Source organism: Streptomyces sp. NPDC034086 (assembly GCF_055575515.1).
Map to the genome: position 1 here is coordinate 121,151 of NZ_JBVISM010000007.1, position 18,861 is coordinate 140,011.

Sequence of the window (18,861 nt, forward strand, 5' to 3'; positions counted from 1 at the left end):
CGGCGTGCGGTCGTGCGCGCCCCGAGCGCGGCACGGCAGCCGCCACCCCACGACCCGCACTCGTCAAGGCACAGGACCCTTGGCGTCCCCTCGCGACGAATCGCTCACCACCAGGGTGATCAACGCGTGACGAACCGTCAACACCTCGTTAGAGGTACACGCTCGGTTCCCGCATCAGCCCGAAATTTTTCGGAGCCCCGTCCGCGGCCTCCGCCGCCGCGCGGTCGATCTCGCACCAGATGCGTTTGCCCGCGCCCTCGCGCTGCCAGCCCCACCGGTCCGCGAGGCCGTCCACCAGCTCCAGGCCGCGCCCGCCGGTGTCGTCGCCGCACGCCTGCCGCCGGGCCGGGGCGCGGTCGCTGGCGTCCGCCACCTCGACCCGTACCCCCGGTCCCCCGAACAGCATCCGCAGCACGGCCGGGCAGCCCGTGTGCACGACCGCGTTCGTGACCAGCTCGGAGATCAGCAGGATCAGCGTCTCGGCGAGCGGCTCGTCGTCCCCTATTCCGGACCCCGCCAGCCGGGACCGCGCCCACCGGCGCGCCCGGCCGACCTCGGCGGGGTCCGGTCCTACCTCCAGCTGCACCTGAAGCACCTGCACCGCTCACACCATCCGAACCGGCGGACACTTCGCCTCGCGACAGGATGGGATCACCGACCGTGACCCCCTTGCCCAGCAGCATGGTTGACATACAGTCACCACAACAAGCGCTTCGGGCATATTCCAGCGCGAAGGAGTAGGCGTGGTGCATACTGTGCGACGCTCACGCCGCTCAACCGCTCGCATCGTCGGAGCGTACCGTGGCACGCCCCCGTCTCCGGGCCGCATCGGGCTGGGCGAAGGACACAAACCGATATCAACTCTCTGTAATCGGACATGCGTCCCGCACCGTCCTTCCCGTACCCCTCCCGTGGCCCTCCCGTGGCTTTCCGTACCCCTCCCCCGCCGTCCCGTAACACGGCGCGAACACGTCCCGTGACGCACTGCCACCGCCCCGCGACCCCCGATCACCGCCCGCGCCCGGCCCGCTCACCCCGTGGCATCGGGCGACACCGCCTCCGCCAGCAGCGCCTCCGCCAGCAGTTCCTCCGCCCGGTCCGCCGTGCGCCACTGCTCCGCCCGCACCCAGGCCCGCTTCAGGTGCAGGTGCACGTCCGCCTCCCACGTGAAGCCCATCCCGCCGTGCACCTGGAGGCAGTCCCGCGCGCCCCGCACCGCCGCCGCGTCCGCGAGCAGCTTGGCGGCGGCGGTCTCGGCGGGATCCCCCGTCACCGCCGCCGCGTAGACCGCCGTACGGGCCACCTCGGCCCGCACCAGCATCCGCGAGCACAGGTGCTTGACGGCCTGGAAGCCCCCGATGGCCTGCCCGAACTGCTCGCGCTGCCCCGCGTACCGCACCGCCAGCTCCACCGTCCGCAGCGCGCTCCCGAGCTGGAGCGCCGCCGTCAGCAGCGCCCCCGTGTCCCGGTATCCGCCCGGGAGCACCCCGTCGGCCCGCCACAGGGGGGTCAGCGGGTCCGCCGAGCGCACCGGCACCCCGGTCGGGACCTCCGGCATCCCCAGCACGGCGTCGGCCTCCCCCAGGTGCGCCACCAGCGGTCCGTCCAGGTCGAACGCGGTCACCACCGCCTCCCCCGACGCCGCCCCCGGGACCACTCCGGCGGCCAGGTGCGTGGCGACCAGCGGCCCCGGCAGCAGCACCCGCCCCGCCTCCTCGAAGACCAGCACCGCCTCCGGCAGGCCGAGCCCCGCTCCGCCCCCGGACTCCGGGAGCCGCAGCGAGAAGAACCCCGCCCCGCCCAGCTCCCGCCACAGCCCCCGGTCCACCGGCACCGGCGCCCCGTCCACGGCCGACCGCAGCGCCTCGCGCCCGTACCGTCCGGCGAGGAGGTCCCGGATGCCCGCCCGCACGTCCCGCTGGTCCTGCGTCAGCCGGAAGTCCACGGCCGCTCACCGCCCCTTCGGGAGGCCGAGGATCCGCTCGGCCACGATGTTGTGCTGGATCTCCGTGGTGCCCGCCGCGATGGTGTACGAGAGCGAGGAGAGCCGCTCCGCCGTCCACTCCGCCTCCAGGGACAGGGATTCCGCTCCCAGGACCGCCGCGGCCGCCTCGTACAGTTCCTGCCGCGCGTGCGAGTACGCCAGCTTGAAGACGCTGCCGCCCGCGCCCGGGACGCCGCCCGAGCGCTGTGACTCGCTGACGTTCCACTGCGTCAGCCTCCACAGGGCCCCGAATTCCCCGTGGAGCCGTCCGAGGGTGCGGCGTACGACGGGGTCGTCCCAGCGCCCGTTCTCCTTCGCGGTGCGGGCCAGCCGGGACAGGGTGCGCCGGCAGGCGACGACCTCGCCGACGAAGGCGGTGCCGCGCTCGAAGGACAGGGTCACCATCGTGACCCGCCAGCCGTCGTTCTCGGCGCCGACCCGGTTCTCCACCGGCACCCGCACCTCGTCCAGGAACACCTCCGCGAACTCCGCGGACCCGGCGAGGGTGCGCAGCGGCCGTACCGTGATGCCGGGCGCGTCCATCGGCATCGCCAGCCAGGAGATCCCCCGGTGCCGGGGCGCCGCCGGGTCGGTGCGCACCAGCAGCTCGCACCAGTCGGCGATCTCGGCGTGCGAGGTCCAGATCTTGGAGCCGGTGACGACGTACGCGTCCCCGTCGCGCACCGCCCGGGTGCGCAGCGAGGCCAGGTCGGATCCGGCGCCGGGCTCGCTGAAGCCCTGGCACCACACCTCGTCCCCGCGCAGTACCGGGGGCAGCCAGCGCGCCCGCTGCGCGGGGGTGCCCTCGGCGGCGATCGTCGGTCCCGCGTGCAGCAGGCCGACGAAGTTCGCGCCGACGTACGGGGCCCCCGCGCGCTCGGTCTCCTCCAGGAAGATCAGGTGTTGGGTCGGGGTGGCGCCGCGCCCGCCGGCGTCGACGGGCCAGTGCAGGCCCGCGTACCCGGCGTCGTACAGCCTGCGCTGCCAGCCCAGGTCGTACGCGCGCCGGCCGGGCCAGTCGTCGGGGGAGGGCCGGGCGGGCAGTCCGGGCAGCACCTCGGCGAGCCACGCGCGCAGCCGGGCCCGGAAGTCCTGTTCCTCCTCGGTGTAGGAGAGGTCCATCAGCGGTCCTGGTCGAGGGGCAGGCCGAGCATGCGGATGGCGTTGCCGCGCATCAGCTTGTAGACGGTCTCCTCGTCGAGGCCCTCGACGTGGTCGAGGGCGACCTCCTTGGTGTGCGGGAAGGTCGAGTCGACGTGCGGGTAGTCGGTCTCGAAGGTGGCGTTGTCGCGGCCGACGACGTCGAGCGAGGCGATGCCGTGCTTGTCGCGGAAGAAGCAGCAGTAGATCTGCCGGTAGTAGTACGTGGACGGCGGCTCGGGGACGAGGTCGCGCACCCCGCCCCAGGCGCGGTGCTCCTGCCAGACGTCGTCCGCGCGCTCCAGCGCGTACGGGATCCAGCCCATCTGGCCCTCGCTGTAGGCCAGCTTCAGCGCCGGGAACCTCACCAGTACGCCGCTGAAGAGGAAGTCCATCATCGAGGCCATGGCGTTGTTGAAGCTCAGCGCGGCCTGGACGGCGGGCGGGGCGTCGGGGGAGGCGGCGGGCATCTGGGACGAGGACCCGATGTGCATGTTCACGACCGTGCCGGTCTCCTCGCAGACGGCGAAGAAGGGGTCCCAGTAGCCGGAGTGGATGGACGGCAGCCCCAGGTGGGTGGGGATCTCGGAGAAGGTGACGGCCCTGACCCCGCGCGCGGCGTTGCGGCGGACCTCGGCGACGGCCAGCCCGATGTCCCAGAGCGGAATGATGCACAGCGGGATCAGGCGGCCGCCGCTGTCCCCGCACCATTCCTCGACCATCCAGTCGTTGTACGCGCGGACGCAGGCGAGGGCCACTTCCTTGTCCTTGGCCTCGGCGAAGGTCTGCCCGCAGAAACGCGGGAAGGTCGGGAAGCACAGCGAGGCCTCGACGTGGTTGAGGTCCATGTCGAGGAGCCGCGCCCCGGGGTCCCAGCAGCCGCGCCGCATCTCCTGGCGGGTGATGCCCTCCAGGGTCATGTCGTCGCGGTCGAAGCCGACGGCGGCGATGTTGCGCTTGTACGGGAACCTGAGGTCCTCGTAGACCCACCAGTCGGCCGGCGGGCCGTCGGGGTCCATGGAGATGACGTACTTGCCGCCGGTGTAGCGCAGTTCGCCGATCCCGGCGGTGAGTGGCTTGGGCCCGCGGTCGCGGTACTTGGCGGGCAGCCACACGTCGAAGAGGTGGGCGGGCTCGATCACGTGGTCGTCGACGCTGATGATCCGAGGCAGTTCCAGGGCCATGTGCTCGCGCTCCTTCACCCAAATCTGATGCATCGTCAGAAACAAGCTAGCCCCGCCACCCCTGGACCGACAAGCGGCGGAGCCCTACGCTCTGGCCTTGATCTGACTCACCGTCAGTTCGTGTGGCGCGGCGCGCCCAGGGGAGGTCCGGGATGACGGCGGAAACGACCACGGAGACGGCCGGGGAAACGGCGGCGGAAACGACCACGGAGACGGCCGGGGAAACGGCGGCGGACGCGGCCGGGGAAACGGCGGCGGACGCGGCCGGGGAAACGGCGGCAGACGCGATCGGGGAAGCGCCGGCGGACGCGCCGCGAATCCCGGGACCCGAGGAACCGCGTTCAACCCCGGAATCCCCGGGATCCCCGGGATCCCCCCAGCCCCCGGCATCCGCCCCGCGGCCCCCCGCCGGCCCCGCCGACCGCCTGACGGCCGTCGCCACCGGACTCAGCCGGTCCGCGACCCTGTGGGAGCTGATCTCCCGCCGGGCCGGCCTCACCCCCGCCGCCCCGGCCCTCGTCCAGGCCGCCGAGGACCCCGCCGCCGACCGCACGCTCACCTTCGGCGCCCTGCGCGAACGCGCCGAACGCGTCGCGGCGGGCCTGTACGGCATGGGCGTGCGCCCCGGCACGGTCGTCGCCTGGCAGCTGCCGACCCGCGTCGAGAGCGTCCTGCTCTCGGCCGCCCTCGCCCGCCTCGGCGCCGTCCAGTCCCCCGTGATCCCCTTCTACCGCGACCGCGAGGTCGGCTTCGCGCTGCGCGAGTCCAAGGCGGAGTACTTCGCCGTACCCGGCTTCTGGCGCGGCTTCGACCACACCGCGATGGCCCACCGGCTCGGCGCGCGCGGGGTCTTCGAGGCGTACGCCGGCCTGCCCGACGGCGACCCGGCCGTACTGCCCCCGCCGCCCGCCGACGGCACCACCGTGCGCTGGATCTACTGGACCTCCGGCACCACCTCCGACCCCAAGGGCGTCCTGCACACCGACCGCTCCCTGATCGCCGGCGGCTCCTGCCTCGCCCACGCCCTGCGCCCGGCCCCGGACGACGTCGGCTCGATCGCCTTCCCGTACGCGCACATAGGCGGCCCGGACTACCTGGTGATGCTGCTCCTGTACGGCTTCCCGGCGGTGCTCTTCGAGAATTTCGCGATGCCGGACGCGCTGGACGGCTACCGCCGCCACGGGGTCACCATCGCCGGCGGCTCCACCGCGTTCTACTCCCTGTTCCTCGCCGAGCAGCGCAAGGACCCCGCCACCCCGCTCCTGCCCCGCCTGCGGCTCCTGGCGGGCGGCGGCGCCCCCAAGCCCCCCGAGATCTACCACGCGGTGGTGCGCGAACTGGGCTGCCGGCTCGCCCACGGCTACGGCATGACCGAGGTCCCGATGATCACCATGGGGTCCCCGGACGACACCCCGGAGAACCTGGCCACCACCGAAGGGCGCCCCCCGCAGGGCATGTCCGTCCGCATCACCACCCCCGACGGCACCGTCCTGCCCGCCGGAACCGACGGTGAGGTCCGGCTGCGCGGCGAGGCGGTCTGCCAGGGCTACCTGAACCGGCCGGACACCGGGGAGGAGGCCTTCGACGCCGACGGCTACCTGATCACCGGCGACCTCGGGCACCTCACCCCGTCCGGCCACCTCGTCCTCACGGGACGGGCCAAGGACGTGATCATCCGCAAGGGGGAGAACATCTCCGCGAAGGAGATCGAGGACCTCCTCCACCAGTTCCCCGGCGTCGGTGACGTCGCCGTCATCGGCCTGCCGGACGAAGAGCGCGGCGAACGCGTCTGCGCCGTCGTCGAGCAGCCGCACGGGGCCGCGCCGCTCACCCTGCCGCAGGTCACGGCGTACCTGCGCACGCGCGGACTCGCCCCGCACAAGCTCCCCGAACAGCTGGAACTGGTCGACGCCCTGCCCCGCAACGACGCCCTGCGCAAGGTGCTGAAGTACCGGCTGCGCGAGCGGTACGCCTGACCGCGGCCGCCGCTGCTGGCACCAAGGTGTCAGGCCCCTTGGTGCCGGTCCGGAAACCTTCCACGGGGGTTCCCGGCCGAGCAGGATGGTGCTCACCGGAACGGCGGCGGGAACGAAACCCGGAGCCGGGGCCACCAGGGGCAACACGCCTCCCACGGCCCGGACATCCGCCGTCCGGATCCACCAGGAACCGTCATCAGCCAGGGGGCACCGCCATGTCGAAAACCACTCCGAGTACCGCCGCCGGCATCCGCGCGGACCGCACCATCGGGTGGGACTGATCGGCATGCTCCTCGTCCGGCTCCCCCTCGTCAGCCACACCGGGGCGCCCGGTACGGACAGCGGGGCGAGCCTGCTCCAGGACGCACTCTGGGCCCACGCCGGCCCGCAGCACGCCCTCGAGCACGTACGGGTGCGCCCCCTGCCGGAGGGGATGAGCGTGGCCCTCTTCGTCCGGGCCGAGGACGACACCCAGGCCCGTGAGAAGGCCCGCGCCCTCCTCGCCACCGTCCTCGCGACGGGTGCGGCCCGCCACTACTCGCTGGGCCCGCTGATCTCGAACTGACCTGCGCCCACAGCCTTCACCGCCGCTCCGACCGCTGCTCCTGCAGGGCAGCTGTCACCCGCGGCGACCGGCCACCGCGCCCGCCCTCCCCCGTCCCCGGGACTCCCGGCGACGCGCGGCCAGGCCCGCTCCGCTCCGCGGCACCGCCGCACACACACTTCCCCGGCCCTGACGCCTCGGGCCGCCATGTCCTCTTGGAGACACACCATGACCTCGCGCCGCTCCTCCCGCATGCTCACCACCGCCCTCACCACCTTCGTGGCAGCCCCGATGCTGGCCGTCGCCCTGCCCGCGGTGACGGCGCACGCCGAGTCCCAGACGGTCGCCTCGATCGCCCGCAACGAGGTCGGCGGCACGTGCAGCGACTACAACTGCCAGTACCCCACCGCCTGGTGCGCCGAGTTCACCCGATGGGTGTGGAACAAGGCCGGTGCGAACACCTCGGGCATCAGCGCCGCGGCGGTCAGCATCTACCAGTACGGCAAGAACAAGGGGACGCTGCACAGCACCCCGCAGGTCGGTGACGCGGTCCTGTACGACAGGGACGGCAACCTGAACGACGGTGAGGCCGACCACGTCAACATCGTCGTCGCGGTCAGCGGTGACAACATCCAGACGGTCGGCGGCAACGAGAGCGGAGGCGTGCGCTTCCGCGAGTGGTTCAACTGGAAGACCAACTCCAGCCCCGTCGGCGCCGGCCGCGCCCTCGCCTTCGTCGGCCCGGCCGGTCTGGCCGAGACGCCCGACACCCCGGTCAGCCAGGGCGGCGACCTCTACCACTCCATCCGCGATGCCGGCGGCACCTGGACGTCCTTCCAGCCCCTGAACGGCTTCGGCGGCGCGACCTACTTCAACGCCTCCCAGGAGTCGATCACCGCGACCCCGGACGGCGCGACGCAGACGCTCGCGACCGGCAAGGACGGCAACCTGTACCACACCATCCGTTACCCGGACGGCACCTGGCAGGGCTGGAACCGCATGGACGGCGCGAACGGCGCCACCACCTTCGCCGCGCAGGACCAGGCACTCGCCGGCATGCCCAACGGTGACGCGCAGACCATGGCCATCGGCAACAACGGCTACATCTACCACAACGCCCGCCACGCGGACCGCACCTGGCAGGGCTGGAACCAGGTCGGCGACTGGCAGGCCAAGAAGATCTCCGCCACGGGCATGGCCGACGGCAGCATGCAGTCGCTGATCGTCGGGATGAACGGGAACGTCTACCACACCGTCCGCAAGGCCGACGGCACCTGGCAGGGCTGGAACGCCGTCGACGGCGCGGGCACCGCCACCAGCTTCGCCGCGAGCAACATCGCCATCGCCGGCCTGCCCAACGGCGACGCCCAGCTCCTCGCCGTCGGCAACGACGGGAACACCTGGCACAACATCCGCAAGGCCGACGGCACCTGGCAGGGCTGGAACCGCATGGACGGCGCCAACGGCGCCGCCACGTTCGCCGCGAGCAGCGTCGCCATCACCGGCCTGCCCAACGGCGACGCCCAACTCCTCGCCGTCGGCAACGACGGCAAGGCCTGGCACAACATCCGCAAGGCCGACGGCACCTGGCAGGGCTGGAAGAGCACCGGGCAGGGCGCCCACGAGGTCAGCCTGACCGGCACCCCGGACGGTGACGCCCAGATGCTCATCACCCGCAGCTGAGCACACGGCCGGCCCACCCGCACCGGTGGGCCGGCCCTGACCGCGCCGCCCGCGCTCCCGCCCTTCCCGCCAGCAGCAGAGAGAGACCCTTCGCGATGTCCCGCACCGCCCGCCGCCCCCGCCTCTCCGTCATCACCGCCACCGCGCTCGCCGCCCTCGCCCTGTCGACGGTCGGAGCCGGCTCCGCACAGGCCGCCTCGGTCGCCACCTGGGACAAGGTGGCGCAGTGCGAAAGCACCAACAACTGGAGCATCAACACCGGCAACGGCTACTACGGCGGCCTCCAGATCCTGAAGAGCACCTGGGACGCGTACGGCGGCACCCAGTACGCGGCCTATCCGCACCAGGCCACCAAGCAGCAGCAGATCCTCACCGCCGAGAAGATCCTCGCCGGCCAGGGCGCGGGCGCCTGGGGCAGCTGCGGCTCGGCCGCCGGCCTGGCCTACGACCACGCCGACCCGTACCCGTCGACGCCCGTCAGCCAGGCCGGGGACTTCTACCACGCGATACGTGCCGCCGACGGCAGCTGGACGGGCTTCAAGCCGCTGGCCGGGGCGAACGGCGCCGCGTTCTTCAACGGTTCCCAGGAAGCCATCACCGCCACCCCGGACGGCTCGGTCCAGGTCCTCGGCACCGGCAAGGACGGCGACCTCTACCACACGGCCCGCTACCCGGACGGCAGCTGGCAGAGCTGGAACCGCATGCCCGGCGCGAACGGCGCGGCCTCCTTCGCCGCCCGGGGCGAGGCCATCGCCGGCATGCCGAACGGCGACGCCCAGGTCATGGCGATCGGCGAAGACGGCCGGATCCACCACAACGCCCGCTACGTGAACGGAACCTGGCAGGGCTGGAACCAGGTCGGCGACTGGCAGGCCCAGCGGATCGCGGCGTCCGCGCTCCCCAACGGGGACCTCCAGGTCCTGATCGTCGGGATGAACGGCAGTGTCTACCACAACGTCCGCAAGGCCGACGGCACCTGGCAGGGCTGGAACGCCGTCGACGGCGCGGGCACCGCCACCAGCTTCGCCGCGAGCAACATCGCCATCGCCGGCCTGCCCAACGGCGACGCCCAGCTCCTCGCCGTCGGCAACGACGGGAACACCTGGCACAACATCCGCAAGGCCGACGGCACCTGGCAGGGCTGGAACCGCATGGACGGCGCCAACGGCGCCGCCACGTTCGCCGCGAGCAGCGTCGCCATCACCGGCCTGCCCAACGGCGACGCCCAACTCCTCGCCGTCGGCAACGACGGCAAGGCCTGGCACAACATCCGCAAGGCCGACGGCACCTGGCAGGGCTGGAAGAGCACCGGCTTCGGAGCCCAGAAGGCGGGCCTGACCGGCACGCCGAGCGGCGACGCCCAGATGCTCGTCACCCGCAGCTGACCCCGGCCGGATCCGGCACCGGCTGACCACCCCGTACGCGGCTCCGTACCCACGGAGCCGCGTACGCGTGCTCCTACAGCCGGCTCAGGGACGCCGCGGCGAACAGCACGTCGCGGATCGCCTCGCGGTCGCCGGTCTGGCCGACGGCGGCCTCCTCCGGGGAGATGTGCCCGGCGGTGAGCTGGCAGAACTCCAGTCCGTCCAGCGCGACCTCCGCCACCGTGTGCTCCCGCGAGGGCTTGGCCGCCGGGGAGTCCAGGGCGATGTCCCAGCCGCCCCCGCCCGCGCCCTCGATCTCCAGGTGCAGGGTCCGCCCCGGAGCGCCCGCCGCGACGAGGCCGCGCGCCGGCGCCGCCAGTCCCGAGCGGCGCCGGCCCGCCAGGGCACCGGGCAGCAGCCGGGCCGCGAGGTCGATCATCCGGTGCAGGTTCGGCCCCGACGGGGGTTCGTACGGGTAGTCCACCGCCTCCGCGATGTCCCAGGCGTGCACCCAGCACTCGAAGGCCCGCTCCAGGAAGGCGTCGCCCAGGGGCAGGGCGAAACCCCCGTAGTCCACGGACAGTTCGGCCACGCCCCGGCCGGCGAAGGACACGGTACGGACCAGCGTGTGCCCCTGGGACCGCCACGGTTCGCGGACCTGACGGGTGACGGGGTGGCGGGAGGAGTTCCAGAAGTGCTCGGTGCGGTCCGTGGGGCCGCCCGGCGGCGCCTGGGGGCCCAGCGGATCGTCCAGTCCCAGCGCGGTGGCGATCAGCCCGTCCACCGTGAGGAGGTGCCCGATCACCCCGGCGACCGTGGTGCGGTGCGAGCGCCGGCGTTCCTCCTCGAACCATTTCAGCCGCACCGGGGTGTGCCACTCGGAGTCGCCGAAGTCCCGCAGCAGGGCGTCCAGGCGCGCCGTCTCGGTGTCGTACGGAGCCGCCCACGCCGGTACGGGGATGCGGGCGGGGCGCTTGCCGAGGCAGTCCTCCAGGACCCGCGAACGCAGCAGCGGTTTCAGGTCGAGGCTCTCCTCGGGGTGCAGCAGACCCACGGCGTCGCGCAGCCGCAGCGCCTCCTCGGCGCAGGGAGCGCACTCGGTGAGGTGGTCCTCGACGGCCTGGGTCTCCTCGGTGGAGCAGGCGGCGAGCGCCCACGCCCCGAGCAGGGACTTCAGTACCCCGTGCGAGGGCGGTGCGGGCGGCAGCGTCTCGGGGGCGTTCAGGTCGTCACCGGCCGCGCGGGGACCCGGTATCCGTGCGTGACCGCCCGTCCGCCGCTCGTACGCGTCGTCGGGGGTGTCTTCGGAAGGTCCGGTCATCGGGGAGTTCCGTATCCGCGTGGGCCGTATCCGGGCGGGGCGGTGTCCTCCCGGGGGAGGACGTTGGCGGTCGACAGCAGCTGGAGGCCGAGCCGCAGCCTGCGCCGGGCCTCGTCCTCGCTGATCTGCAGGTCGGCGGCGGCCTGGCGGTAGTCGCGGCGCTTGAAGTACGCCAGCTCCAGGGCGGCCCGCAACGGCGCGGGCATGGACGTGACGATGTAGTCCGCGCGGGCGGCAGCGTTGGCGCTGCGCACCTTCTGTTCGAGTTCCTCGCGCGAGCCCCGGCCCAGTTCGGCCTGGCGCAGCCGGGCGACGGCCTGGCCCTGGGTGATCCGGGCGACCCAGGAGCGCATGGAGCCCTGCTTGGGGTCGTAGGCGTCCGGGTTCTCCCAGATGTAGCCGAAGACCTCGCGGGTGATCCGGTCCGCGGCCGTCTCGTCGCCGAGGACCCGGTGGGCCAGGCTGTGGACAAGCGAGGCGAAACGGTCGTAGAGCTCCCCCAGCGCGGCGGCCTCACCGCGGGCGAGGCGCTGCTGCATGCGACGGTCCCAGCGCGGTGGAACGTCCTTCGCCATCATGCCTCCAGCCGTGTGTCGACCCGTCAAATGTAGTGTCCGTCGGAGGGAACGCGCCGGTTTTGCGAGAACCTCGCACCGCGGGCGGGACCCCCGTGGTAGGCGGCGCGCTGGTACACGCGTACGCGCCCCGGCGCGCTTCCCGTGCGCGGGTTCGATGCGGCCACCTCCTTGACCGCTTCGCTTAACGCGCAGGCCACCGAGGCCTTACGCTCCTGCCTGTCTTGATCTGCACCCCCAACCGCACCCCAACGCACACGTGAAGGCGGAAGCCGAACATGGACAGCGCAGAGTACGAGCGCAAGATCGCCGCTCGATTCGCCACCTTCGACCAGGACGGTTCCGGCTATATCGACCGGGAGGACTTCAGTACCGCGGCGAGGGCCGTGCTGGCCGAATTCGGTACGGCCGCGCGCTCGGTCAAGGGTCAGGCGGTCTTCAGCGGCGCCGAGGCGTTCTGGCAGGGCATGGCCGGGATCGCCGACGTCAACGGCAACCAGCGCGTCTCCCGCGAGGAGTTCGTCACGGGCGCGGCGAAGCGGCTGCGGGACAACCCGCAGCGGTTCGCGGAGATCGCCCGGCCGTTCCTGGCCGCCGTGATCGCGGTGGCGGACGAGGACGGCGCGGGCGCGACCCCGGCGGCGGCGGCCCGCGTGCTGCGCGTCCTCGGCACCGAGCCGGGCCTGGCCGCGCAGGTGGCGGGGGCCCTGGACACGGACGGCGACGGCCGCATCTCGGAGGACGAGATCCTGGCCGCCTTCGCCGGCTACTGCGGCGTCGACCCCGACGCCTGAGACCGGACGCCGCCGCGCGCGACCCGCAGCGCGGCGCCCCCGCCCGCCCGGGGCCACCGCCCCGGGCGCCGTCCGGCCCCGCCGGCGGCGTGCTCGTCCGGCCGGGAGGATCACCGGCGAGGGCGCGCGGGGGCACCCGTACGGCGTGCCCCGCGTCCGCCCCGGCCTACGCGAAGACGACCGTCCGCGAGCCGTTGAGCAGCACCCGGTGCTCGCTGTGCCACTTCACGGCCCGCGCCAGCGCCTGGCACTCCACGTCCCGCCCGATGGCGACCAGCTGGTCGGGGGTGACGTCGTGGCCGACCCGCTCGACCTCCTGCTCGATGATCGGGCCCTCGTCGAGGTCGGCGGTCACGTAGTGGGCGGTGGCGCCGATCAGCTTCACACCGCGCGCGTGCGCCTGGTGGTACGGCTTCGCGCCCTTGAAGCTCGGCAGGAAGGAGTGGTGGATGTTGATGATCCGCCCGCTCAGTTCCTTGCACAGGGTGTCCGACAGGACCTGCATGTACCGGGCGAGCACCACCAGCTCGACGTTCTGCTCGCGCACCAGCTCCAGCAGCCGCGCCTCCGCGTCCGCCTTCGTCTCCTTGGTCACCGGGATGTGCACGAAGGGGATGTCGTACGAACCGACCAGCTCGGCGAAGTCGGTGTGGTTCGAGACCACGGCCGCGATCTCCACCGGCAGCGCGCCGATCCGGGAGCGGAACAGCAGGTCGTTCAGGCAGTGGCCGAACTTCGACACCATCAGCACGATCCGCATCCGCTCGTCGGAGCGGTGGATCTGCCAGTCCATCCGGAAGGAGTCGCCGATCGCGGCGAAGCTCGCGCGCAGCTTCTCCACCGTCACGGCGGGCTCGGCCTCGAAGTGCACCCGCATGAAGAAGAGCCCGGTCTCGCGGTCTCCGAACTGCTGGCTGTCCACGATGTTGCAGCCGGTCATGAAGAGGTAGCTCGACACGGCGTGCACGATGCCCTGCTTGTCGGGGCAGGAGACGGTCAGGACGTACTGGGCCTGGGCCTCGGCCCGGGGCTGTGGGTGTTCGCTCATGACGGCACAGCCTTTCACACCACGCGGGTCAGCGTTTTCAGCACGTCGACGGAGCTCGGCCGGTCGTCCGGGTCCTCCCCGTCCGCCGTCGACATCCGTACGTGCGCCTCGCGCGAGGCCCGCACCGCCTCGGGCCAGTCCGGGTGGCCGAGGTACGCGGACACGGGGGCGTCCGGGCCGACCTGGTGCAGGATCCGCAGCACCCGCAGGACGGCGAGGTCGACCAGGGCCGCCTCCTGCGCGTCCCGGAAGATCGTGCCGACGTACTTGTCGGCGGACCAGCTGTCGAGCCAGGTGTCCTCGACGAGCCGGTACACGGCGTCGGTGACGTCCCCGTACCCTTCGACGCCCGCCAGCCAGACCTCCTCCTGGAAGACCGGGTCGGAAAGCATGTGCAGCGCCGAGCGCACGTTGCCGCGCCAGCGCCACCACGGCATGTCGTTGAGGGGCATGCCGCCCATGGTGGAGGAGCGGCCGCCGCGGCGGGAAGAGTTCTTCGAACCTTGGGCGAATGTCACGCTTTCGATCGTACGTTCCCCCCACCTGCGATCTTGAAGCACCTGTGGACGACCGGCCCCCGGCAATTCACCCGGGCGTCACCCGCTGTTGTGTCCATCTCATCGCCGAGTTACCCGCGGGGCGGAAGGGTCGGTGGACATGACGCCTCACCGACGCGCAACTGCCCTGACTCGCCTGCTCGTTGCCACGGCGACGGGCGCGTGTCTCACGACGGCGTGTGGGGTGGTCCCCGGTGGTCCGGGGGGCTCCGGGGACTCGCTCACGGTCATGACCTTCGCACCCATCGGCACCAAAGCGACCAACATGCCGGGTATGCCGGGCATGGCCAAGGCCTACGAACGCTGGGTGAACGCCAACGGCGGCATGAAGGGCCGCAAACTGCGCGTGATCACCTGCAACGAGAAGAACACCGCCACCGGCGCCGCCGACTGCGCCCGCAAGGCCATCACCGAGAAGGCCGTCGCGGTCGTCGGCTCGTACAGCCAGCACGGCCGCGCCTTCATGGCCCCGCTGGAGGCCGAGGGCATCCCGTTCATCGGCGGCTACGGGGTGTCCGCCGAGGAGTTCCAGAGCACCCTGTCCTACCCGGTCAACGGCGGGCAGCCCGCACTGCTCGCCGGGGCCGGCCACCAGCTCGGCAAGGCCTGCTCCCAGGTCTCCCTCGTCCGCCCGGACACCCTCGCGGGCGACACGATGCCGGTCCTGCTGAACGCGGGGCTCAGGGCCAACAGCATGCCGGAGGCCTCCGACATCCGGGCCGCCGAGGACTCCGCCGACTTCAAACCGCAGGCCCGCGAGGCACTCGGCACCACCCCGGCGGCTCCGGCCGCCCCGGCCGGCACGGCGACGGCCACCCCCGCCTCCCCGACGCCCGCCGGCCCGGCATCCGCCACGCCTTCCACGGCCAGGAACCCGAAGGCCCCCGGGGCACCGAAGGCCCCGGCCGCCGACCCGGCCAAGGACAAGAGCTGCGTGACGGCGGTCCTCGGCGAACGCACCGAGATCTTCTTCGACGCCTTCCGCCGCGTCGACACCCAGCGCAGGACGCAGATCTCGTCCGTCCTCGGCAGCGTCAGCCAGGCCCTGGTGGACCGCACCGGCGGCAAGGACAGCCCCTTCGAGGGCGCCTACGTCACCAGCTGGTACCCCGTGTCGACGGACCCGCTGTGGGCGCCGATGCGCAAGGTGATCAGCGAGCAGGCCTTCGGCGACGACACCGTGGACCCCGACGACAGCGGGGCCCAGACCACCTGGATCGCGTACAGCGTCCTCGACCGGATCGTCCAGCGGTTCAAGAGCGACGAGGAGATCACCGCCCGCAAGCTGGCCCGGGCCCTCAACCAGTCCCCGGGCGTCCACACCGGCAACCTCACCCCCGACCTGAGCTGGCGCTACCAGGACATGCGCGCCGTCGCCGGGTTCCCGCGCCTGGTCAACGGCCGGGTCAGCTTCCAGACCGTCCAGTCGGGCCGCCTCGTCGCCCAGCCCGGCGAGCAGAACCTCGACATGACCCCGACCCTGGAGCAGGCCCCCCGCTCCGCCTGACCACCCGGGCGGGGCCGCCCCGGCGCCCTTCAGAGCTGGGACTTGTCCCGCTTCGTCAGACCGTACTTGGCGGCGATCGTGTTCCACATGGCCGCCGCCGACTCCTTGGCCTTGGTGGCCTCGCCGCTCGCCTTGTTGCCGTCGGCCGCGTCGTCCGTGTTCTTGGCCTTGCCGTCCTTGCAGCCGCCCTTGTCCCGGCCGACGTCGTCCGCCCAGGCCGCGTAGCTGGTGTCGGCGTCCGCCGAAGCCTTCCAGGCCTTCGTGAGCGCGGCCGACAGGCGGGCGTGGTTCGGGAGCAGGTCCACCTTGAGCTCCTGGAGCCGGGTGACCAGCTCCTCGCGCTGACGGGCGGCGGCGCGCAGGTCCTGGGCGGCCTGGCCCAGGTTCTTGCAGTCCTTGATGTCGTCCACGGCCTTGATCACCGAGGCCCGGCTGTCACTGGCGTCCGCGAGCAGCTTGTCGAGCTGCACGGCCTGCGGCCGGGCCGGGTCCACCGCCGCCTCGCCGGGCGCCGCCCCCGAGCCGGCGGAGCCGCTGGCGGCGGGGGCCACCGCTCCCGGGTCGGTGTTCTGGGCCTTGCCGTCGCCGAGCATCGCGCCCACCCCGAGCCCGGCCACGACCAGCCCGAAGACGGCGGCCGCTATGACGGCCGGCGGGATCCGGCGCGCGGGCGCCGGGGGCGGGGGGGCGTACTGCTGGGCCTGCTGCGGCTGGGGGAACGGCTGCGGAGGCTGGGGCTGCCGGGCCCGGAGCGGTCCGCCGCGCCGCGCCGGCGCGGGCGGCGGGGTCCGGTGGGACCCCGGATCGGGGACGGGCGGCGGCTGCTGCCGGCCGTGCCCGGGGGCGTCGGGGCCGGGGGCGTCGCCGTGGGCCCGGAACAGCGCGTCGAAACCCTCGGCGGCGTTCGCCGGGGCCGCGCCACCGCCGGGGACGGGCGGCACGTACTGGGTCGCCTGCTCGTGCGGATCCGCCGGGACGGGCGGGATGTACTGCGTCGCCTGCTCGTGCTCCGCCGCCGGCACGGGCGGGACGTACTGCGTCGCCTGGTCGTGCGGATCCGCCGGCACGGGCGGGATGTACTGCGTCGCCTGGTCGTGCTCCGGCGCCGGGACGGGGGCCATGTACTGGGTCGCCTGCTCGTGCGCCGGGACCGGCGGGATGTACTGGGTCGCCGGCTCGTGCGGATCGGCCGGCACGGGCGGAATGTACTGCGTCGCCTGCTCGTGCGGATCCGCCGGCACGGGCGGGATGTACTGCGTCGCCTGGTCGTGCTCCGCCGCCCGGACCGGCGGGATGTACTGCGTCGCCGCGTCCGGCAGCGGCGGGTAGCCGTAGCCGTGCGGGTCCCCCGGCCCTTCGAAGCCCGGGCCCACGACGTGGCCCGCCGGCGGCGGATACCCGTACGCGGGCCGGCCGGGCTGGGACGGCTGCGCGTACGGGGGCTCGTACGCGGGCTCGTACGGCCCCGCGTACTGCTGCGGTGCCCCGGTGTCCGGCTCCGCCGGGTACCCGTACGCCGGGGACGCCGGGGGCCCCGGAGGTGCCGGAGGTTCTCCCCACGCCTCCCCGGCCCGCGGCCCCGGCTGCCGCGGGTAGCCGGGAGCCGGCTCCGGCTGTGCCTGATGCGGCGTCCCGGGCTGGGGGACGCCCCCTTGTCCGTTCTCCGTCACCGGGACTCCTTCTGCCTTCTCCGACTCGTCCGAACCCACGGAACCGTCGGGTCACGCTACCCGGTCGCGCCACGCGCACGTCAGGCCGCCTGAACCTCCAGCCGCGCCCCGAACTCCCGCACGGCCGGTTCCTCCCGGTACGGTTCCAGCCGCGCCCGGAAGTCCTCCAGGTACTCCGCGCCCCGCCGCGAACGCAGCGACCCCAGCAGTTCGGCCGCCGTCGTCGCCGTCTGGCAGGCCTGCTCCACCTCCCGCCGCTGCACCTGCGAGGCCGCGAGCAGCAGCAGCCCGATGGCCCGGCGGCGGGCCTTCGTCGCGGGCAGGTGCCGCAGCGCCTCCTCCGCGCGCCTGCCCGCCGCGTCGGCCTGCCCCAGGTCCCGGTGGCAGTGCGCGAGTTCGTCCGCCAGGTAGGCCTGGTCGAAGTGGCGGATCCACACCGGGTCGTCGCCGGACTCCGGCTCGGCCCGCTCCAGCGCCGTCACCGCCCGCCCCGACAGCACCGCCGTCGCCCTGGCGTCGCCGAGCAGCGCGTGCCCACGCGCCTCGGCGGCGTAGAACATCGCCTCGACCCGCGGGGTGACCTGCCCGCGCGTGCCCTCCTGCGCGGCCCGCGCCAGCTGCGCGATCTCCCGCGGATTGCCCAGCTCGGCGGCGAGGTGGCTCATGGACGCGGCCAGTACGTAGCCCCCGTACGCGCGGTCGCCCGCGGCCTGCGCCATCCGCAGGGCCTGGATGTAGTAGCGCTGGGCCAGGGCCGGCTGGCCGGTGTCCACCGCCATGTAGCCGGCCAGCTCGGTGAGCCGGGCCACCGCCGCGAACAGGGCCCGCCCCACCGGCTCCCGGTAGGAGCCCGCGATCAGGCCCGACACCACGGAGTTGAGGTAGTGCACCACCACGGGCCGCACGTGCCCGCTGCCGAAGCGGTGGTCGAGGTCGGTCAGGGCCTCGGTGGTCGCCCGCACCGCCTCCACGTCCGGCATTCCCACCCGCGCGCCGCCGCTGCGCGCCACCTGCGGGTCGGCGCCGGTGATCAGCCAGTCCCGGCTCGGCTCGACCAGGGCGGAGGCCGCCACGCTCGACCCGGACAGGAAGTCGCGGCGCCCCACGTCGCTGCGCCACAGCTCGCAGACCTGCTCGATGGCGCCGATGACCGTCGGGGAGAAGTGCAGGCCCACGCCGGAGGCGAGGTTCTTCCCGTTGGCCATGCCGATCTCGTCGATGGTGACGGTCCGGCCCAGCTTGCGGCCGAGGGCCTCCGCGATGATGCCGGGCGCCCGGCCGCGCGGCTGCTGACCGCGCAGCCAGCGGGCGACCGAGGTCTTGTCGTAGCGGAGATCGAGGCCGTGCTCGGCCCCGCACATGTTGACGCGCCGAGCGAGCCCGGCGTTGGAGCACCCGGCTTCCTGGATGAGCGCTTGCAGCCGTTCGTTCGGCTGGCGCGCTACGAGAGGCCTGGCTGCCATGAAAACCCCCTGAGGCCGCGGGTGATCGATGGAATGATCACTTCCCGCCTG

The 18,861-nt window shown here is 73.2% G+C and carries 16 protein-coding genes; 6 read left to right on the forward strand and 10 right to left on the reverse strand.

Annotated features, from left to right (window positions below):
- Positions 1 to 148 precede the first annotated feature (148 nt).
- From ACZ514_RS18505 to ACZ514_RS18520, 4 genes are all read right to left on the reverse strand, one after another.
- Positions 149 to 601, reverse strand: a complete 453-nt coding sequence (locus tag ACZ514_RS18505; protein WP_468171109.1) for an ATP-binding protein — start codon at positions 599 to 601, stop codon at positions 149 to 151.
- 429 nt (positions 602 to 1,030) lie between these two features.
- Positions 1,031 to 1,945: an acyl-CoA dehydrogenase family protein gene (locus ACZ514_RS18510; protein ID WP_469125166.1), complete on the reverse strand. Its 915-nt coding sequence runs from the start codon at positions 1,943 to 1,945 to the stop codon at positions 1,031 to 1,033.
- A 6-nt stretch (positions 1,946 to 1,951) separates the two neighbouring features.
- Complete coding sequence (locus ACZ514_RS18515) at positions 1,952 to 3,106, reverse strand: acyl-CoA dehydrogenase (RefSeq protein WP_469125167.1); 1,155 nt, start codon at positions 3,104 to 3,106, stop codon at positions 1,952 to 1,954.
- Positions 3,106 to 4,308: an amidohydrolase family protein gene (locus ACZ514_RS18520; RefSeq protein ID WP_469125220.1), complete on the reverse strand. Its 1,203-nt coding sequence runs from the start codon at positions 4,306 to 4,308 to the stop codon at positions 3,106 to 3,108. Before ACZ514_RS18520 ends, ACZ514_RS18515 begins: the two co-directional genes overlap by 1 nt.
- A gap of 152 nt (positions 4,309 to 4,460) precedes the next feature.
- Here ACZ514_RS18520 and ACZ514_RS18525 point away from each other — a divergent pair, with 152 nt between their 5' ends.
- The 4 genes from ACZ514_RS18525 (at position 4,461) to ACZ514_RS18540 (ending at position 9,896) form a co-directional block, all read left to right on the forward strand.
- Positions 4,461 to 6,284, forward strand: a complete 1,824-nt coding sequence (locus tag ACZ514_RS18525; RefSeq protein ID WP_469125168.1) for a class I adenylate-forming enzyme family protein — start codon at positions 4,461 to 4,463, stop codon at positions 6,282 to 6,284.
- Positions 6,285 to 6,555: 271 nt separating this feature from the next.
- Positions 6,556 to 6,849, forward strand: coding sequence for a hypothetical protein (locus ACZ514_RS18530; RefSeq protein ID WP_468171095.1), 294 nt, complete (start codon positions 6,556 to 6,558; stop codon positions 6,847 to 6,849).
- Between the two features lie 207 nt (positions 6,850 to 7,056).
- Positions 7,057 to 8,511 carry a CHAP domain-containing protein gene (locus ACZ514_RS18535; RefSeq protein WP_469125169.1) on the forward strand — a complete coding sequence of 485 codons (1,455 nt, stop codon included), beginning with the start codon at positions 7,057 to 7,059 and terminating at the stop codon, positions 8,509 to 8,511.
- A 95-nt stretch (positions 8,512 to 8,606) separates the two neighbouring features.
- Positions 8,607 to 9,896 carry a transglycosylase family protein gene (locus tag ACZ514_RS18540; protein WP_469125170.1) on the forward strand — a complete coding sequence of 430 codons (1,290 nt, stop codon included), beginning with the start codon at positions 8,607 to 8,609 and terminating at the stop codon, positions 9,894 to 9,896.
- Positions 9,897 to 9,969: 73 nt separating this feature from the next.
- On the opposite strand, the gene ACZ514_RS18545 is transcribed toward ACZ514_RS18540, so the two are convergent.
- Both ACZ514_RS18545 and ACZ514_RS18550 read right to left on the reverse strand, forming a co-directional pair.
- Positions 9,970 to 11,196: a maleylpyruvate isomerase N-terminal domain-containing protein gene (locus tag ACZ514_RS18545; RefSeq protein WP_468171089.1), complete on the reverse strand. Its 1,227-nt coding sequence runs from the start codon at positions 11,194 to 11,196 to the stop codon at positions 9,970 to 9,972.
- Positions 11,193 to 11,771, reverse strand: a complete 579-nt coding sequence (locus ACZ514_RS18550) for a sigma-70 family RNA polymerase sigma factor (protein ID WP_468171086.1) — start codon at positions 11,769 to 11,771, stop codon at positions 11,193 to 11,195. Before ACZ514_RS18550 ends, ACZ514_RS18545 begins: the two co-directional genes overlap by 4 nt.
- Positions 11,772 to 12,049: 278 nt before the next feature.
- On the opposite strand from ACZ514_RS18550, the gene ACZ514_RS18555 reads away from it, so the two are divergent.
- Positions 12,050 to 12,565, forward strand: a complete 516-nt coding sequence (locus tag ACZ514_RS18555; RefSeq protein WP_468171082.1) for an EF-hand domain-containing protein — start codon at positions 12,050 to 12,052, stop codon at positions 12,563 to 12,565.
- Between the two features lie 166 nt (positions 12,566 to 12,731).
- On the opposite strand, the gene purU is transcribed toward ACZ514_RS18555, so the two are convergent.
- Entirely contained in the window at positions 12,732 to 13,613 is an 882-nt protein-coding gene (gene purU / locus ACZ514_RS18560) for a formyltetrahydrofolate deformylase (RefSeq protein WP_468171079.1), read from the reverse strand.
- A gap of 14 nt (positions 13,614 to 13,627) precedes the next feature.
- Positions 13,628 to 14,074 (reverse strand): SCO4402 family protein, encoded by a 447-nt coding sequence (locus ACZ514_RS18565; RefSeq protein WP_468171552.1) that lies wholly within the window; start codon positions 14,072 to 14,074, stop codon positions 13,628 to 13,630.
- 196 nt (positions 14,075 to 14,270) lie between these two features.
- Between ACZ514_RS18565 and ACZ514_RS18570 the strand changes: the two genes are divergently transcribed.
- Positions 14,271 to 15,677 (forward strand): ABC transporter substrate-binding protein, encoded by a 1,407-nt coding sequence (locus tag ACZ514_RS18570; RefSeq protein ID WP_468171076.1) that lies wholly within the window; start codon positions 14,271 to 14,273, stop codon positions 15,675 to 15,677.
- Between the two features lie 29 nt (positions 15,678 to 15,706).
- On the opposite strand, the gene ACZ514_RS18575 is transcribed toward ACZ514_RS18570, so the two are convergent.
- Together ACZ514_RS18575 and ACZ514_RS18580 are read right to left on the reverse strand one after the other, a co-directional pair.
- Positions 15,707 to 17,347, reverse strand: a complete 1,641-nt coding sequence (locus ACZ514_RS18575) for a hypothetical protein (RefSeq protein ID WP_469125171.1) — start codon at positions 17,345 to 17,347, stop codon at positions 15,707 to 15,709.
- An 80-nt stretch (positions 17,348 to 17,427) separates the two neighbouring features.
- Entirely contained in the window at positions 17,428 to 18,810 is a 1,383-nt protein-coding gene (locus tag ACZ514_RS18580; protein ID WP_468171070.1) for a transcriptional regulator, read from the reverse strand.
- Between the last annotated feature and the right edge of the window lie 51 nt (positions 18,811 to 18,861).

What these genes read in the sequence shown, in the direction of transcription:
- ACZ514_RS18515 (WP_469125167.1), bottom strand. Translation starts at nt 3,106, where the DNA reads ATGGACCTCTCCTACACCGAGGAGGAACAGGACTTCCGGGCCCGGCTG.
- ACZ514_RS18520 (WP_469125220.1), bottom strand. Translation starts at nt 4,308, where the DNA reads ATGGCCCTGGAACTGCCTCGGATCATCAGCGTCGACGACCACGTGATC.
- ACZ514_RS18525 (WP_469125168.1), top strand. Translation starts at nt 4,461, where the DNA reads ATGACGGCGGAAACGACCACGGAGACGGCCGGGGAAACGGCGGCGGAA.
- ACZ514_RS18535 (WP_469125169.1), top strand. Translation starts at nt 7,057, where the DNA reads ATGACCTCGCGCCGCTCCTCCCGCATGCTCACCACCGCCCTCACCACC.
- ACZ514_RS18540 (WP_469125170.1), top strand. Translation starts at nt 8,607, where the DNA reads ATGTCCCGCACCGCCCGCCGCCCCCGCCTCTCCGTCATCACCGCCACC.
- ACZ514_RS18545 (WP_468171089.1), bottom strand. Translation starts at nt 11,196, where the DNA reads ATGACCGGACCTTCCGAAGACACCCCCGACGACGCGTACGAGCGGCGG.
- ACZ514_RS18550 (WP_468171086.1), bottom strand. Translation starts at nt 11,771, where the DNA reads ATGGCGAAGGACGTTCCACCGCGCTGGGACCGTCGCATGCAGCAGCGC.
- ACZ514_RS18555 (WP_468171082.1), top strand. Translation starts at nt 12,050, where the DNA reads ATGGACAGCGCAGAGTACGAGCGCAAGATCGCCGCTCGATTCGCCACC.
- purU (WP_468171079.1), bottom strand. Translation starts at nt 13,613, where the DNA reads ATGAGCGAACACCCACAGCCCCGGGCCGAGGCCCAGGCCCAGTACGTC.
- ACZ514_RS18565 (WP_468171552.1), bottom strand. Translation starts at nt 14,074, where the DNA reads ATGGGCGGCATGCCCCTCAACGACATGCCGTGGTGGCGCTGGCGCGGC.
- ACZ514_RS18570 (WP_468171076.1), top strand. Translation starts at nt 14,271, where the DNA reads ATGACGCCTCACCGACGCGCAACTGCCCTGACTCGCCTGCTCGTTGCC.
- ACZ514_RS18580 (WP_468171070.1), bottom strand. Translation starts at nt 18,810, where the DNA reads ATGGCAGCCAGGCCTCTCGTAGCGCGCCAGCCGAACGAACGGCTGCAA.